Origin of the sequence: Coleofasciculus sp. FACHB-542, from assembly GCF_014695825.1 — a bacterium.
Lineage (GTDB): Bacteria > Cyanobacteriota > Cyanobacteriia > Cyanobacteriales > FACHB-T130 > FACHB-T130.
Window position 1 is genome coordinate 95,132 of sequence record NZ_JACJPB010000055.1, and the last position, 14,166, is coordinate 109,297.

The 14,166-nt window shown below is 47.2% G+C and carries 22 protein-coding genes; all 22 read right to left on the bottom strand.

Annotation, left to right across the window (positions count from 1 at the left end; all coding sequences use genetic code 11):
- Nucleotides 1-253: 253 nt before the first annotated feature.
- The 22 genes from H6F52_RS22890 to rplN all read right to left on the bottom strand — a co-directional run bounded on the left by H6F52_RS22890 (nt 254) and on the right by rplN (nt 14,015).
- Entirely contained in the window at nt 254-751 is a 498-nt protein-coding gene (locus H6F52_RS22890; RefSeq protein WP_190429488.1) for a hypothetical protein, read from the bottom strand.
- 573 nt (nt 752-1,324) lie between these two features.
- Nucleotides 1,325-2,437, bottom strand: a complete 1,113-nt coding sequence (gene prfA / locus H6F52_RS22895) for a peptide chain release factor 1 (RefSeq protein ID WP_190431830.1) — start codon at nt 2,435-2,437, stop codon at nt 1,325-1,327.
- A 93-nt stretch (nt 2,438-2,530) separates the two neighbouring features.
- The gene (rpmE, locus tag H6F52_RS22900; protein ID WP_190529471.1) at nt 2,531-2,785 is read right to left on the bottom strand and encodes a 50S ribosomal protein L31; all 255 of its coding nucleotides are present in this window, start codon (nt 2,783-2,785) and stop codon (nt 2,531-2,533) included.
- A 113-nt stretch (nt 2,786-2,898) separates the two neighbouring features.
- The gene (gene rpsI, locus H6F52_RS22905) at nt 2,899-3,312 is read right to left on the bottom strand and encodes a 30S ribosomal protein S9 (protein ID WP_190411873.1); all 414 of its coding nucleotides are present in this window, start codon (nt 3,310-3,312) and stop codon (nt 2,899-2,901) included.
- The gene (rplM, locus tag H6F52_RS22910; RefSeq protein ID WP_190411874.1) at nt 3,312-3,767 is read right to left on the bottom strand and encodes a 50S ribosomal protein L13; all 456 of its coding nucleotides are present in this window, start codon (nt 3,765-3,767) and stop codon (nt 3,312-3,314) included. Before rplM ends, rpsI begins: the two co-directional genes overlap by 1 nt.
- 101 nt (nt 3,768-3,868) lie before the next feature.
- On the bottom strand, nt 3,869-4,717 hold the full coding sequence (gene truA / locus H6F52_RS22915; protein WP_190529469.1) for a tRNA pseudouridine(38-40) synthase TruA: 849 nt from the start codon (nt 4,715-4,717) through the stop codon (nt 3,869-3,871).
- A 58-nt stretch (nt 4,718-4,775) separates the two neighbouring features.
- On the bottom strand, nt 4,776-5,126 hold the full coding sequence (gene rplQ / locus H6F52_RS22920) for a 50S ribosomal protein L17 (protein ID WP_190411876.1): 351 nt from the start codon (nt 5,124-5,126) through the stop codon (nt 4,776-4,778).
- A 107-nt stretch (nt 5,127-5,233) separates the two neighbouring features.
- Nucleotides 5,234-6,202, bottom strand: a complete 969-nt coding sequence (locus H6F52_RS22925) for a DNA-directed RNA polymerase subunit alpha (RefSeq protein WP_190411877.1) — start codon at nt 6,200-6,202, stop codon at nt 5,234-5,236.
- Between the two features lie 135 nt (nt 6,203-6,337).
- A complete protein-coding gene (rpsK, locus tag H6F52_RS22930) occupies nt 6,338-6,733 on the bottom strand; it encodes a 30S ribosomal protein S11 (protein WP_190411878.1) in 396 nt (131 codons plus the stop codon).
- A 117-nt stretch (nt 6,734-6,850) separates the two neighbouring features.
- On the bottom strand, nt 6,851-7,234 hold the full coding sequence (rpsM, locus tag H6F52_RS22935) for a 30S ribosomal protein S13 (RefSeq protein ID WP_190411879.1): 384 nt from the start codon (nt 7,232-7,234) through the stop codon (nt 6,851-6,853).
- Nucleotides 7,235-7,295: 61 nt separating this feature from the next.
- Nucleotides 7,296-7,409, bottom strand: a complete 114-nt coding sequence (gene rpmJ, locus H6F52_RS22940; RefSeq protein ID WP_071782548.1) for a 50S ribosomal protein L36 — start codon at nt 7,407-7,409, stop codon at nt 7,296-7,298.
- Between the two features lie 127 nt (nt 7,410-7,536).
- The gene (gene infA, locus H6F52_RS22945) at nt 7,537-7,764 is read right to left on the bottom strand and encodes a translation initiation factor IF-1 (protein ID WP_015203280.1); all 228 of its coding nucleotides are present in this window, start codon (nt 7,762-7,764) and stop codon (nt 7,537-7,539) included.
- A gap of 194 nt (nt 7,765-7,958) precedes the next feature.
- Nucleotides 7,959-8,525 carry an adenylate kinase gene (locus H6F52_RS22950; RefSeq protein WP_190431834.1) on the bottom strand — a complete coding sequence of 189 codons (567 nt, stop codon included), beginning with the start codon at nt 8,523-8,525 and terminating at the stop codon, nt 7,959-7,961.
- Entirely contained in the window at nt 8,525-9,865 is a 1,341-nt protein-coding gene (secY, locus tag H6F52_RS22955; RefSeq protein ID WP_190411881.1) for a preprotein translocase subunit SecY, read from the bottom strand. The genes H6F52_RS22950 and secY overlap by 1 nt, the downstream gene beginning before the upstream one ends.
- Nucleotides 9,866-9,913: 48 nt before the next feature.
- Complete coding sequence (rplO, locus tag H6F52_RS22960) at nt 9,914-10,378, bottom strand: 50S ribosomal protein L15 (RefSeq protein WP_190425624.1); 465 nt, start codon at nt 10,376-10,378, stop codon at nt 9,914-9,916.
- A 132-nt stretch (nt 10,379-10,510) separates the two neighbouring features.
- Nucleotides 10,511-11,035 carry a 30S ribosomal protein S5 gene (gene rpsE / locus H6F52_RS22965; protein WP_190411883.1) on the bottom strand — a complete coding sequence of 175 codons (525 nt, stop codon included), beginning with the start codon at nt 11,033-11,035 and terminating at the stop codon, nt 10,511-10,513.
- Nucleotides 11,036-11,167: 132 nt separating this feature from the next.
- Nucleotides 11,168-11,530: a 50S ribosomal protein L18 gene (gene rplR / locus H6F52_RS22970; RefSeq protein ID WP_190411884.1), complete on the bottom strand. Its 363-nt coding sequence runs from the start codon at nt 11,528-11,530 to the stop codon at nt 11,168-11,170.
- A 2-nt stretch (nt 11,531-11,532) separates the two neighbouring features.
- Nucleotides 11,533-12,072 carry a 50S ribosomal protein L6 gene (rplF, locus tag H6F52_RS22975; protein WP_190411885.1) on the bottom strand — a complete coding sequence of 180 codons (540 nt, stop codon included), beginning with the start codon at nt 12,070-12,072 and terminating at the stop codon, nt 11,533-11,535.
- A 154-nt stretch (nt 12,073-12,226) separates the two neighbouring features.
- On the bottom strand, nt 12,227-12,628 hold the full coding sequence (gene rpsH / locus H6F52_RS22980; protein WP_190411886.1) for a 30S ribosomal protein S8: 402 nt from the start codon (nt 12,626-12,628) through the stop codon (nt 12,227-12,229).
- 24 nt (nt 12,629-12,652) lie between these two features.
- The gene (gene rplE, locus H6F52_RS22985) at nt 12,653-13,198 is read right to left on the bottom strand and encodes a 50S ribosomal protein L5 (RefSeq protein WP_190411887.1); all 546 of its coding nucleotides are present in this window, start codon (nt 13,196-13,198) and stop codon (nt 12,653-12,655) included.
- Between the two features lie 80 nt (nt 13,199-13,278).
- Nucleotides 13,279-13,647 carry a 50S ribosomal protein L24 gene (rplX, locus tag H6F52_RS22990; RefSeq protein ID WP_242028859.1) on the bottom strand — a complete coding sequence of 123 codons (369 nt, stop codon included), beginning with the start codon at nt 13,645-13,647 and terminating at the stop codon, nt 13,279-13,281.
- Nucleotides 13,647-14,015, bottom strand: coding sequence for a 50S ribosomal protein L14 (gene rplN, locus H6F52_RS22995; protein WP_190411889.1), 369 nt, complete (start codon nt 14,013-14,015; stop codon nt 13,647-13,649). The genes rplX and rplN overlap by 1 nt, the downstream gene beginning before the upstream one ends.
- Nucleotides 14,016-14,166: the final 151 nt, after the last annotated feature.

A 14,166-nucleotide genomic window follows, 5' to 3' on the forward strand; every position in this document is an offset into this window, starting at 1 on the left:
GGTAGACAACTTGAAAATCCAACAGCGCGATCGCCTTTCTCTAGGTGTACTGAGTGGAAAGCTGATTTTAGATTACATAAGTCCTTCTTCTCGTCTATGACTTCAGGCGCTTTTGTTATCACCTGCTCAGAGCAAATAACAACTACTGGTATTCCTTGATTCAGGAAAGTGATTAAAGATTGGTAAATCTTCTCCAGGATCAAATTTCCCAAATAATCAGTTGTATTTAATTTTTCCGGCACGCTTACTCACATTAGCGATCGCCTCTGGGAGGTGGCCCATCCCGCACTTCAATCAGCTCTTCAATAGATTTCCCTACGATTCGTGCAATTGGCCCTAGCTGATTATCGTTAATTTCTTTTCCTAGAAAAATCTCTTTCAGCTCTTTCCAAGACAATCGATAAGAATCGCAGAATCGGGCAAATTCTTTATCACTAATATCAAGTTCATCTTGTCTATCCCTTAACAGCAAGGCGACCGCCGCCGATCCATATTTAGGACGCTCGGTACTTGCAATATATCTTTTCATTAAAAGATCGACTCTACTCGTATCGCCCCCTGCCTCAGTTATCAAGTCAAAACAGGCCATTTTGAGAGCTTTGCGTAGCCTTTCATCTTCATTGAGAAAGTCAACGATTCGGAGTGCATATTCTGGTTTTATAAATCCAACGACTGCTCCCTTATAGTAGATTGGAGAATAGGGATCGTTTGGATCGTAATTCCAATCCGAAGCTTGATTATTGTTTGGCATCTCGGCACCTCTGGTCAACGCTATTTATACAAGCCTTTAGAACGGTTTTTTTAAGGAATTTACAAGAGTCTATTTTTACATTGATTTACTTAAACATAGAGTTAGAGAACCTTGACTTAATAGTGTTATTAATAATACATGAGGAATTATTGATATCTCTCTAATAAGAATAAAATACAAGAAAAAAAGGCATTTGGACAGTTTGATTTATCCTAGTCTCACTTCCAATCCACATAGATAGAGGAAAAGTTAGCTCTTTTTTAGGGAAGGGCGATCGCTATTCCAATTTTCGAGCAACACAGCAGGGTCTAACCGTTCCTTAGCTAATTTTGCCAGAATTTCAGCCTGCGGATAGTGATATAGGAGGCAAAACCACTGATGTTGAAGCGATCGCGTCTAAGAGCAGGTTTGTTAATTTTCCAGCATTCGCTGGCAGGCTGAGTTTCCCTGATTATGGGCAATTTACTAGAGATGATCTGGATAAAAATAAAAACCCAGCCGTTTATACGTCGGCTGGGTTCAGGATGGCAAAAACGCGATTAATCGCGTCTGTCGATACATTTAGCGCTCATCTTAATTAAGCGACTCAGCGTTGGTAGTGGAAGCGGCTAATTCTGCCAAGCGTTCTTGCTGATCTTGAGAAATACAAGCCTGAATAATATGTTCTAGGTCGCCTTGCAGAACTGGGTTAAGGCTGTAATTCTGACCCAGACGATGGTCGGTGACGCGGTTATCTTTGTAATTGTAAGTACGAATTTTTTCCGAACGGGAGCCAGTACCTACCTGAGAACGCCGCATGGAGGTCACAGCTTCCTGCTGTTCGCGCAGCTTCATTTCGTAAAGCTTGGCACGGAGGATTTGCATCGCGCGTTCTTTGTTTTGCAACTGCGATCGCTCTTCCGTACAGAAAATCCGAATCCCCGTCGGCTTGTGGAACAAGTCGGCAGCAGTTTCTACCTTGTTCACATTTTGACCGCCAGCACCGCCAGAGCGAGCTGTACTCATTTCAATATCCTTCGGGTCAATGTGTATCTCTACATCATCCACCTCTGGCATCACCGCCACTGTTGCCGTTGAGGTGTGAACCCGCCCTCCAGCTTCCGTCACTGGCACTCGTTGTACCCGATGGACGCCTGCTTCAAATTTCAGTTGGCTGTAAACGTTGTCGCCTTGGATTTCCAAGATGGCTTCTTTAAAACCACCCGACTCTGCCCGCGACTCGCTGAGTAACTTAATCTTCCAGTTTTGAGTTTGGGCATAGTACGAGTACATCCGCACCAAATCTCCAGCCCAGATACTCGCCTCATCTCCACCTGTACCCGCGCGAATTTCCAACATGATGTTTTTGTCATCATTGGGATCGCGGGGCAAAAGTAAAATCTTGAGGCGTGTTTCCAAATGCTCAAGCTTGCTTTCCAGTTCTTCCACTTCCAAGGCTGCCATTTCCTGCAACTCAGGATCGCTGGCAGATTCCTTCTGTACCAGTTTTGCTCCCACCAAGTTTTGCTGAGTGGTTTTCCAGCTTTCGTAGGTATTAACAACTTCCTCCAATGAGGAACGAGCTTTTGCCACCCGTTGATACTCATCTGGATTGGAGGCGGTATCTGGATCTGCCAGTCGGCGAGTTAACTCATTAAAGGTCTGCTCAACGGAATTTAATTTTTCCAGCAGGTATGTTTCAGCCATAGGAAATGCGATCGCTCCACAAAAACAGCAGGAAAGCTTATCATCAATAACTTCGACCCATCAGGCGGGTCGCGCTACGAGCAAGCCGACCCGCTACTTTTTGCCTTGGGAACCCGAATCATCACCTTGGGGTTGGGTAGTTTCCAACATTCCATATTTCCGCATGAAGCGTTCTACCCGACCTTCGGTGTCAATAATTTTCTGGGTTCCAGTGTAAAAGGGGTGGTTCCCCGACCAAACATCAACGTGAAGTTCTGGCTGTGTTGAGCCAACGGTCATTACCACTTCTCCGTTGCAGTAAACTTTTGCTTCTGGATACCACTCTGGATGAATTCCTTGTCTTGCCATGATTACTCCTCGACTGGGTAATGTCCCTATATAATTCTAGCTTTCCAGCATCAGTGAGTGCGAGGCCGACCTCGCACCTACCATCGATGACCAACTCAAATGCGATCGCTTTTTTATCGCTTCGAGTACTGCGGAGCCTTCCGGGCTTTGTGCAAGCCGTATTTCTTCCGCTCTTTCGCTCTGGGATCGCGGGTTAAGTAGCCTTCGCTTTTCAGCGGTTGGCGATTGTCCGGGTCGAGTTGGCACAAGGCTCTCGCTACTCCCAAACGAATCGAATCAGCTTGCCCCGTTAATCCACCACCGTGGGCTTTCACCAGAATGTCATACTCATTTTCCAGACCCAGAGTTTCCAGGGGGGCTTTTGCCGCTGACATATAAGCCGGTTGGTAATTGAAGTAATTGTCGCCCGGTCGGTCATTGACAATCATTTGACCGCTTCCGGGAACCAGGCGAACTCTTGCTACGGACGACTTCCGGCGACCTGTTCCCCAATAAACGACTCGACCACTTTGTTCTACTGCTTGCATTAATTTTCTCCTCCTGGAATTGTTTGAATTTTGAGTTCCTGGGGCTGTTGAGATTCATGGGGATGGGATGGTCCCGGATAAACTTTCAGCTTGGTGAACAGTTGTTTCCCTAGAGAACTCTTAGGCAACATCCCGCGCACGGCGTGTTCGATAATCCGCTCTGGGATACGGCCCTGTAGCTTAGCAAAGGTTTCCGTCTTCATTCCGCCCGGACGTCCAGAATGTTTCCGGTAGAGCTTTTGAGTGCGTTTTTTTCCGGTGACTACCACTTTTTCGGCATTGACGACGATCACGAAATCGCCGGTATCCAGATGGGGAGTAAAGGTAGGCTTGTTTTTGCCTCTGAGAATCATGGCAATTTCACTCGCCAGACGACCCAGCCGCTGCTCTGCGGCATCAACGACGTACCAATTGCGTTCGATGGAATCTTGAGATGGGATGGGGGTTTTGTTCATGGTTCTTTTTATACGCTTCAAGGGGTGAGTCAAAAGTTGGTAAGTTGGAGCTTTGAATGTTGAAGAACCTTGTAACCTTCAACCTTCTCATCTTCAAGCTTTCAACTTAGGCAATATTCGGCGGTGACAGTCGGCAAGACCAACTTAGGCTGGGTGTCAAACCAGACTTCCGGGGGAAAGGGAAACTCTGGGTAGCCAACTCGCAACAGGCACAAGCCTTTAGCGGGCGCAGAGTACTTTACTTCGTGACGACGCTGGTTTACCCACAACTCGGTGAAGCTTTCTGGCGATCGCTCTCCCTTTCCTACCTGCACCAGTAATCCCACCAGCAGCCGCACCATGCCATACAAAAATCCGTTGGCTTGAATCTCAATATGAATAAATGAGCCGTCTCGGTAGCACTCTGCCGCCTGCACATCCACCCAGGAATGCGATCGCGCCGAATTTGCCCTGTGAAAAGCAGCCAAATGATGGCTACCTATCAAAGGGGTTAAAGCTGCCTGGATGAGAGATTCATCTAGCGGTGCATAATAATAATGCCAACTGAAGGGCTGCACAAACAAGTTTGGCTTGGGATCTGTATAGAGCGTGTATCGATACCGACGCCAGCTCGCAGAAAACCGAGCGTGCCAGTTTGAACCCACAGCGGCTGAGGCTCGAATCAGAATATCATCGGGCAGATGAGAATTAAGAATCGCAGCCCATTTCTCAGCCGGAATGGGACCCGTAGCCTCAAAGTGTGCCACTTGTGCTGCTGCATGCACACCGCTATCAGTGCGCCCCGCACCGTGTAGAGTAACAGGTCGTTCCTGGACCTTAGACAGAACTGTTTCAATCTCTTCCTGCACGGTGCGCCCATTAGGTTGTCGCTGCCAGCCATGAAAATGAGTGCCCAGGTATTGGATTACCAGGGCAACTCGCTGGGTTGATAATGGCATGGCTTGTAACATGATGAGCTTTGAGTAGTGAGTAGTGAGTTTTGAATTCTCTCAGTCCTCAGTCCTCACGTTAAACCAGCTCGATAATTGCCATTTCAGCATTATCACCCCGACGTGGCACAGTTCGCAGGATACGAGTGTATCCCCCGTTGCGTTCGCCGTAACGGCTAGCGGCTTGCTCAAACAGGGCATGAACCAACTGTTTGTCATAAATGTAGCCCATGGCTTGCCTGCGGGCTGCCAGAGAGCCGTCCTTTGCCAGAGTAATCATTTTTTCCACTTCCGGGCGCAGCGCCTTAGCACGCGTCTTTGTGGTTGTGATTCGGCCCTGACGGATTAATTCGGTTGTCAGCGCCCTTAACAGCGCTCGACGCTGGTCGGCAGGCTTACCTAGTTTTGGAATACGACGACAGTGACGCATAACGATTTTGAATTGCTAATTGGGAATTGGTAACTGCTAATGGGTACTCGGTGAAGAAGTAATGGGTAATCGGTAATTAATTCTACCTATTACCATTACTCTTTACTTCAAGTTGTTTTCGCAGCCTTTTCGTGAGGCAGGGTAATTCCTAGTCGCCGCTGTAAGGCTTCGATGACTTCTTCTGCCGACTTTTGACCAAAGTTTTTAATCTCTAGTAGATCCTCTTGGCTGTAATCCAGCAAGTCAGCTACAGAGTTAATTTGCGCTCGCTTGAGACAGTTGTATGCCCTCACCGAAAGCTGCAATTCTTCGATTGGGATCTGGCTGGTAGGATCTTCATCATCGGCATAGTCTACCGTCATCGGATCGAGGGTGATATCTTTCAGGGGATTGAACAAATCCACCAGAATACTTGCCGCTTGAGAAAGTGCCTCTTGGGGACTGAGGCTGCCATTCGTCCAGATTTCAAGGATTAGTCGGTCTCTTTCCAGAGAACCGTCAATCCGGGCATCTTCAATGCTGTAGTTAACTTTATGCACGGGCATAAACACAGCGTCAATCTGGAGGAAGTCCAAAGCAGCAGTGTCATCTCGTCCCCGGTCTACGGCGCGATATCCCTTTCCTCGTTCGATGCGGAATTCCATTTCCAACCTAGCGTCGTCTGCTAGGGTAGCAACGTATTGATTAGGATCGACCACCTCAACTTCAGAGGGTAAATCAAATCGTCCGGCTGTCACCGTTGCTGGGCCTGTGACAGTTAATCGAGCAATTTGGGGATGGGAGGAGTGACTTTTGAGTACAATGTCCTTCATGTTCAGCAGAATTTCTAGGACATCCTCCCGAACTCCCTCAACTGTGGCAAACTCATGATTAACCCCAGCAATCCGAACAGCTGTCACGGCTGTCCCTTCTAAATTAGACAGTAGAACCCGCCTCAGCGCATTGCCGACGGTGGTACCTTGACCCCGTTCTAGAGGCTCCAGGACAAATTTGCTATATTGGCTCCGATTATTCTCAGTTTTGGACTCTACACACTCAATTTGAAACTGCGCCACGGAGTGACCTCCCTTCTTCATAAAACCCCTGGAAAGAACGCTAGAAGCTCTTCCCTAGCATTGCCCCTACTGTCTCAATGCCAATTTAGCAGTTAGCTGTTTGCCACTTGCTGCTAATTACGAATTGCTTTGACAGCGATCGCTGTCAAAGCAATTCTAGACTCGACGTCGCTTGGGCGGACGGCAGCCATTGTGGGGGATTGGCGTCACATCTCGAATTAAGGTAATTTCTAGCCCCGCCCCTTGCAGCGCTCGAATCGCGGTTTCTCGACCAGCTCCTGGACCGCTAACCATGACTTCGATCTGACGCATCCCCTGATCGGTCGCTCGGCGAGCCGCGCTTTCAGCTGCGGTTTGCGCTGCAAAAGGAGTTCCTTTTTTCGCTCCTTTAAAGCCACTTGAGCCAGCTGAAGCCCAGGAGAGGACGTCTCCATTCGTGTCAGAAATCGTGACAATCGTGTTGTTAAAAGTAGACTGAATGAAAGCTACGCCATTAGGTACGTTGCGTTTTTGTTTTTTTGGACCTGTTTTTTTTGTTGGTTGTCGCGCCATGTGGATCTAGTTGACAGTAGTTATAATGGGTTGGCTGAATTGGTTGGTCAATTTTGCTTTTAGCAAACGACCGAAATCCAAGCCTCTGCTTTTAGCTTTTCAGCTAGCACAAGAAGGTTATTTCGGCCCTGGTGCCTTTCTCTTACCTGCGACTGTGAGACGTCTGCCGCGACGGGTTCGCGCATTTGTACGGGTTCGTTGACCCCGAACTGGCAAGCCCATTCGATGACGCCGACCCCGGTAGGTGCCAATGTCAATCAGGCGCTTGATGTTCATCGCCTCCCAGCGTCTGAGATCCCCTTCAATTTGATAGTTGCTTTCCACTGCTTCGCGCAGAGCAGCAACGTCGGAATCACTTAAGTCTTTTACTCTTGTGTCTGGATTAACTTTGGATGCTGCCAAAATTTCTTTGGAGCGCGAGAGTCCAATTCCATAAATGTAAGTCAGACCAATTTCTACGCGTTTATCGCGAGGAAGGTCTACCCCAGCAATCCGTGCCACGCTTGTTGTCTCCCTAGTCTTGCTTTTAGTGCTATAAACTTGTCCTGAGGATCGGGTTGAGTTAACCTTGGCGTTGCTTGTGTTTTGGGTTAGAACAAATCACCATGACTCGACCGCGCCGCCGAATGACGCGGCATTTTTCACAAATTTTTCGGACTGATGCTCGAACTTTCATGCCTATTTTGGCTACATTGCAAGCTCTACATTATATCACTTTTTAAGTGTATTTAAAAGTTCATCTAATTGATGAAGTTTTTCATAACACAAGCTTTTAAAAACGAGCGAGTCGCTTTTTTTGGCAACTACTTTTTGTTGCGTAGCCGGTAAGTTATTCTGCCTTTGGTTAGGTCGTATGGGGTGAGTTCCACTTTGACGCGATCGCCCGGTAGAATTTTGATGTAATTCCGGCGGATTTTCCCAGAAATATGGGCTAATACATTAAACCCATTGTCTAAATCGACGCGAAACATTGCATTAGGCAGGGATTCTGTTACCGTGCCTTCCATTTCAATTAAATCTTGTTTAGCCAAGTTATCCTTTTCCTCAATTCTTCAGCTTGCCTACTGTCATTCACAGCTCATTCCCCTGACTGACAGTCAAGGTCTTATTAACATATTTTATCAAAAATTTACTTCATCAGGTTGGGGGTCAGTCCCAGCCGCCAGTCGGAAAGTAGATTGGCAACGAACTGACCCCTGACATTGGGAGATCGCACCCGCTCCTGTCAAGAATGAACAACTTGTTTGAGTGCGGAAGTAACTTCCTCTAGAGAGCGATCGCCATCAATTGAAACCAACTGTTGGCGCTGCTTGTAGAAATCAATTAGCGGAGCCGTTTGGTTGCGATAAACTTCCAAACGATGACGAATGACTTCTTCTGTATCATCCGTTCGTCCTTGCTTGCGACCTCGTTCCAGCATCCGATCTACCAAAACTTCGTCCGCCACTTCCAGATTGAGAACGTAATCGGAGACTTGGTCTAATTTTTGCAACAATTCATCCAGAAAAGTTGCCTGAGAGACGTTACGGGGGAAACCATCTAAAATCCAACCGGATTGGGCATCTGTTTGGGTCAAGCGATCGCGCACCAAATCCAATATCAAAGCATCGGGAACCAACTCACCTCGATCCATATAGGACTTCGCCTTCAAACCGAGTTCAGTTCCAGCAGCCTTGGCATTTCTCAATATGTCACCCGTGGAAACATGAGGAATTTCCAGCTCTTGAGCGAGGATATGTGCCTGAGTTCCCTTCCCCGCTCCTGGCGGCCCCAAAAAAATCAATCGCGTCACTACTGCTTCACCATTCCTTCATAGCGCTGGGAAATGACATAGGTTTGGATTTGCTTTGCTGTATCAATTGCCACGCCCACCAAAATCAGCAAAGAAGTAGCTCCCAGCCCTTGAAAAGTTGTAATGCCGGTGGCTCTTTCTACAATTGTGGGTACAATTGCCACTAATCCCAAAAAGATAGCGCCTAAGAAAGTTAGCCGATTCAAAACTCCTTCCACGTAATCGCTAGTAGCCCGACCTGGACGGATGCCAGGTATGCTGGCTCCCATCTTTTTCAAGTTCTGTGATAAATCCACAGGATTTACAATCAAAGATGCGTAAAAGTAGCTGAAAAACAGAATCAAGATCAGATAAACGACCTCATAAACTCCGGGCGTCTGACTATTTGGATTTAGAGCATTCGCAACTTGATTGAGAACTTGATGTATTTGACTCAAGACCGGATTATTGCCCGTATTTTGAGTCATCTGAGCTAGGAAACCTGGGAAAATTAGAACGGAAGAGGCAAAAATGATCGGCATAACTCCACCCTGGTTCAGCCGCAAAGGCAGGTAGCTCGTCCTTTCCCGGTAGAGTCGTTTACCTACCTGTCGGCGTGCTGAAATAATCGGAATCCGCCTGGTTCCCTCCTGGACAAACACAATTCCCAAGATCATGACTAGGAAAACTAGCAGCAGAATGATCACGGGTCCCACATTGCGATTGTCAACCTGGGCATAATTAATAGTTTGCCCAAGCGATTTAGGTAGAACTGCAACAATATTGATGAAAATCAACAAAGAAGCACCGTTACCAACCCCCCGCTCCGTAATCAGCTCTGACACCCACATAACAAACATTGAACCAGCGGTTAGAGCGAGTGCAGTCTCCGCGATAAACAGGGGTCCCCGAACGTTTGTTGCATAGCGTTCAAGCCATACCGCAATGAAGCTAGTTTGAATCAAAGCCCCTCCCAGCGCTACATAGCGAGTAATCTGAGAGATTTTTCGCCTTCCAGCTTCTCCTTCATCCTTCTGCAATTTTTCCAAAGAAGGAATGGCAGCTGTTAGTAATTGGATAATGATGGAGGCATTGATATAGGGCAAAATCCCTAGAGCAAAAATCCCCAAGGCGGTAATTCCGCCCCCAGAGAAGATGTCCAGAAATCCAATTAATTGGTTATTTTGAATATCTTGAGCAAACCTAGCCCGGTCAATCCCCGGTACTGGCAAAAAGATGCCAATGCGAACTAAAATCAGCAAGCCGATGGTGAGAAGCAGCCGACCTCTAAGACCGGCTGCTTGAGCCATCTGTGCAAAGGTTTCCTGAGCAGTTGGGCTTTTGTCTCGACTAACGACCATGTAAGGAATACCTCAACGATGAGCAAGAGACGCTGGCATGCAATATGTTTAACCCTTATGGGCACGGGCAGCAACAACTTCACAACTGCCACCAGCGGCTTCAATCTTGCTGCGAGCCGAGCTAGTGAAAGCTGCTGCTTTTACGTTCAGAGCCACATTCAGTTCACCGTCACCGAGGATTTTCAGAGAACCATGATTTGCGGTGAGAATGCCAGACTCCATCAATGAGTCTAGAGTCACTTCCGTGTTAGCAGGGAGTGATGCCAGCTTACTTACGTTGATCGTAGTGTATTGCTTACGATTAATGACCGTAAAGTGCTTTAACTTAGGCAGGCGACGGTACAGTGGCATTTGTCCGCCTTCAAATCCGGGTCGTGTGCCCCGCCCCGATCTAGATTTTTGACCGCGCATCCCAAAGCCACCACTGGCACCTTGACCAGCTGCTATACCTCGTCCAATGCGTCGGCGGCGCTTCTTTGAGCCTTTTTTAGGAACTGCATCTTCTAATCTCATTCGCTTGACCTTGAGGATTGACGACTTATTTTTTGGGGAAGCTATTAGCTGTTAGTGTTTTATTGTTTGTCCAAGATATTAAAGTTGCCTTTAAACTGAGAGTCACTAATAGCTAATCGCTGATGGCTAAATTTAGGCGTAGAGATTTTCGATAGGAATCCCGCGTTCTTCAGCCACTTCAGAAAATGTACGCAAGGTGGAAAGAGCATTCACGGCAGCTCTAGCATTGTTCAAGGGGTTATTAGAACCCAGCTGTTTTGCCAAGATGTTACGCACACCTGCTAACTCCAGCACAGTACGTACAGCACCACCGGCAATAACGCCCGTTCCTGGAGCTGCGGGTCGCATCATCACTTGGGCACCACCCCCGGCTCCGTTAATAGGATGGGGGATAGAATTTGCCTTGGTCAAGGGGATGTCAATTAAGTGTTTTTTGCCATCGGCAACGCCTTTACGAACAGCTCCAATTACATCACTTGCTTTGCCAACGCCGACGCCAACTTGACCGCGCTCATTGCCAATGACAACGATCGCGCGGAAGCTGAGTTTTTTACCGCCTTTGACGACCTTACTAACACGACGGATCTGGATCACCCGTTCTTGAAAGGTGATTTCTTTTTCCCGACGTGCAGAACTTTTCCGACGCTCTTTTGCCATAGTTTTATCCTGAACCTTGAGAGTGAGAGTAAAAACTAAAAATGTAAAAAGGCAAAAGAAAGAGAAATCAAAGGTAGAAATATGAACATAAAAACTTCTTTCTTTTTACTTTTGCCTTTTGCATGCTTGTCTTTAGAAATCCAACCCAGCTTCGCGAGCAGCGTCTGCCAGGGCTTTGATTCGACCGTGATAAAGGTTGCCGCCTCGGTCAAAGACAACCCTCGAAATGCCTTGAGCGATCGCTCGCTGAGCAATTAACTTGCCTACCTCAACAGAGGCGGCACAGGAAGCTCCTGTTGTTAACTGTGATTTTAGATCCGGTTCCAAAGTTGAGGCACAGGCAAGAGTACGTTGTTGAGTGTCGTCAATTACCTGGACATAAATGTGCTGATTGGATCGAAAGACAGCTAACCGAGGACGCTCACTACTGCCATTTACCTTACGCCGCACCCGGTGATGCCGACGTTGAATTAGTTCTTTACGAGTTAGCTTCATCTTTACTTCTTACCTGCCTTTCCAGCTTTACGTCTTACGACTTCACCCGCATAGCGAATGCCTTTACCCTTGTAAACTTCCGGTGGACGGACAGCACGGATTCGAGCAGCGATATTTCCTACGATTTCTTTATCAATGCCGCTTACAACTACATTTGTGTTGTTTTCTACGGCCATTTGAACACCGTCGGGAGGTTCAATCTGAACTGGATGACTGTAACCCACGCTCAGAATCAGATTGCGACCTTGAACTGCCGCACGATAACCGACTCCCTGGATTTCTAGACGACGCTGAAATCCTTGGGAAACTCCATCGACCATGTTGGCAATCAGAGTACGAGAAAGACCGTGGCGTTGACGAGCTGCGCGAGATTCATCCCGCCGCTTGACCAAGATCGTTTCTCCCTCCTGCTCTATACTCACCTCAGATGGTAGAACCCTGGATAGTTCTCCTTTAGGCCCTTTCACTGCAACATGTTGCCCTTCGATCGAGACTTGTACCTTAGCAGGAATATTAATAGGGCGTTTGCCAATACGAGACATGACTTAATCCTCCTAATCAATTAGCCGTTAGCCGTTAGCTGTTAGCTGTTAGCTTTTGGTCTATCGGTGAGTCCGAAAGTCTGTGCTTTTCTAGGTTTTTGAAACCTACCAGCCAATCGAGCTAATAGCTAATAACTAATAGCTATTAGCTTATCTACCAGATGTAGCAAAGCACTTCTCCACCTACACCCTGACGCCGTGCTTCCCGGTCAGTCATAATGCCGCTGGAGGTAGAAATGATCGCAATTCCGATACCGCCCAGCACGCGGGGTAGTTCTTTGCGGTTAGAGTAGACCCGCAGACCAGGTTTGCTGACCCGCTTCAAGGTATTAATAATCGGTTGACGGTTTTTGCCTTTGTACTTTAGAGAAATTAGCAAGTGTTGCTTAATCCCTTCGCCAACTTCTTCAAATTCAGCAATAAAGCCTTCCTCCCTGAGGACTTTGGCAATACTGCGAGTCATCTTTGTCGCTGGTATTTCTGTTGTTTGGTGCCGCGCCAGATTCGCATTCCGAATGCGAGTCAGCATATCTGAAATTGTGTCGTTTGCCGCCATTATTCCCTCCTTATTTTGACTGCCTCATTGATCCCGGAAAGGCATTCCCATTTCTTTTAGCAAGGCGCGGCCTTCTTCGTCGGTATTTGCTGTAGTAATAATGGAAATGTCCATGCCCCGAATTTGGTCGATGCTGTCGTATTCGATTTCTGGAAATATCAGCTGTTCTCTAATGCCTAGGCTGTAATTTCCCCGACCATCAAAGCTCTTGGGACTAATGCCGCGAAAGTCCCGAATCCGTGGCAAGGACAGGTTAATTAATCGGTCGAGAAAGGCATACATCCGATCCGCCCGCAGAGTCACCATCACGCCGACTGGCATCCCTTGGCGAAGTTTAAATCCAGCGATCGCCTTTTTCGCCCGCGTCACTACTGGTTTTTGACCCGTAATTTTGGCAATTTCAGCAAGGGAAGATTCCAACGCTTTAGCGTTGGTAGAAGCCTCACCTAAACCTCGATTAACCGTAACCTTTATGACTTTGGGTACCTGATGGGTATTCGTGTAATTAAACTGAGTCATCAGTTTAGGAACGATCGTATCTTGGTACAGCGTTTTCAGTTTTTGTGTCATTGTTTTTTCCTTAATATCCCTGGGCTTGGTCAGGGGAAATAGCAGTTAGTAATTAGCAATATGCTGTAACTAACAACTATTTAGTCAATAATTTCACCCGTTTTTTTGAGCATCCGCACTTTGCGTCCTTCTTCATTCAAGGTGTAGCAAATGCGGCTGGCAATCTTTTGTTGAGCCGAGTAAAGCATCACGTTAGAGCTATGGATTGGTGCCTCTACTGTCACGATTTGACCGGATTCACCTTCTTGTTGAGGTTTAACGTGCTTGGTTTTAATGTTGATGCCTTTGACAATTACTCGACTTTCTTGGGGAAGCGTCCGCAAAATTTCACCAACCTTGCCTTTATCACGACCGGCAATCACTTGTACTGTGTCGCCTTTTTTGACATGCATTTTATAGCGCTGGGGAAGCTTCGTCCCGTTTCTTTTAGACTGTTTTTTTGCGGCCATTAGAGTACCTCCGGAGCTAGAGAAACAATTTTGGTGAAGTTTTTGTCGCGCAGCTCGCGTGCAACTGGCCCAAAAACGCGCGTCCCTCTAGGGTTGCCATCTGCGTTGATGATGACGGCGGCGTTATCATCGAAGCGAATACTCATACCGCTGTCCCGGCGCATATTTTTTCGGGTACGGACAATCACGGCTCGCACAACATCCGACTTTTTAACCGCCATATTGGGAATGGCATCTTTGACGACCGCAATGATTACGTCGCCAACACCGGCATAGCGTCGGCCACTGGCACCTAAGACGCGGATGCACATCAATTTACGAGCGCCGCTGTTGTCTGCGACATTAAGGTAAGATTGGGGCTGAATCATAGTTCTTAGCTTCGGATGCGTAAGTTTTGAATAATAGTTTTGAGCTGTAAGTTTTAAGTTTTAGCAAAAGAAAGAACGTAAGAAGTTTGATTTTTATTCCCGACATTCTTTCGTTAGATTTCCGCTTAAAACTTGTTACTGACGGGTTTAC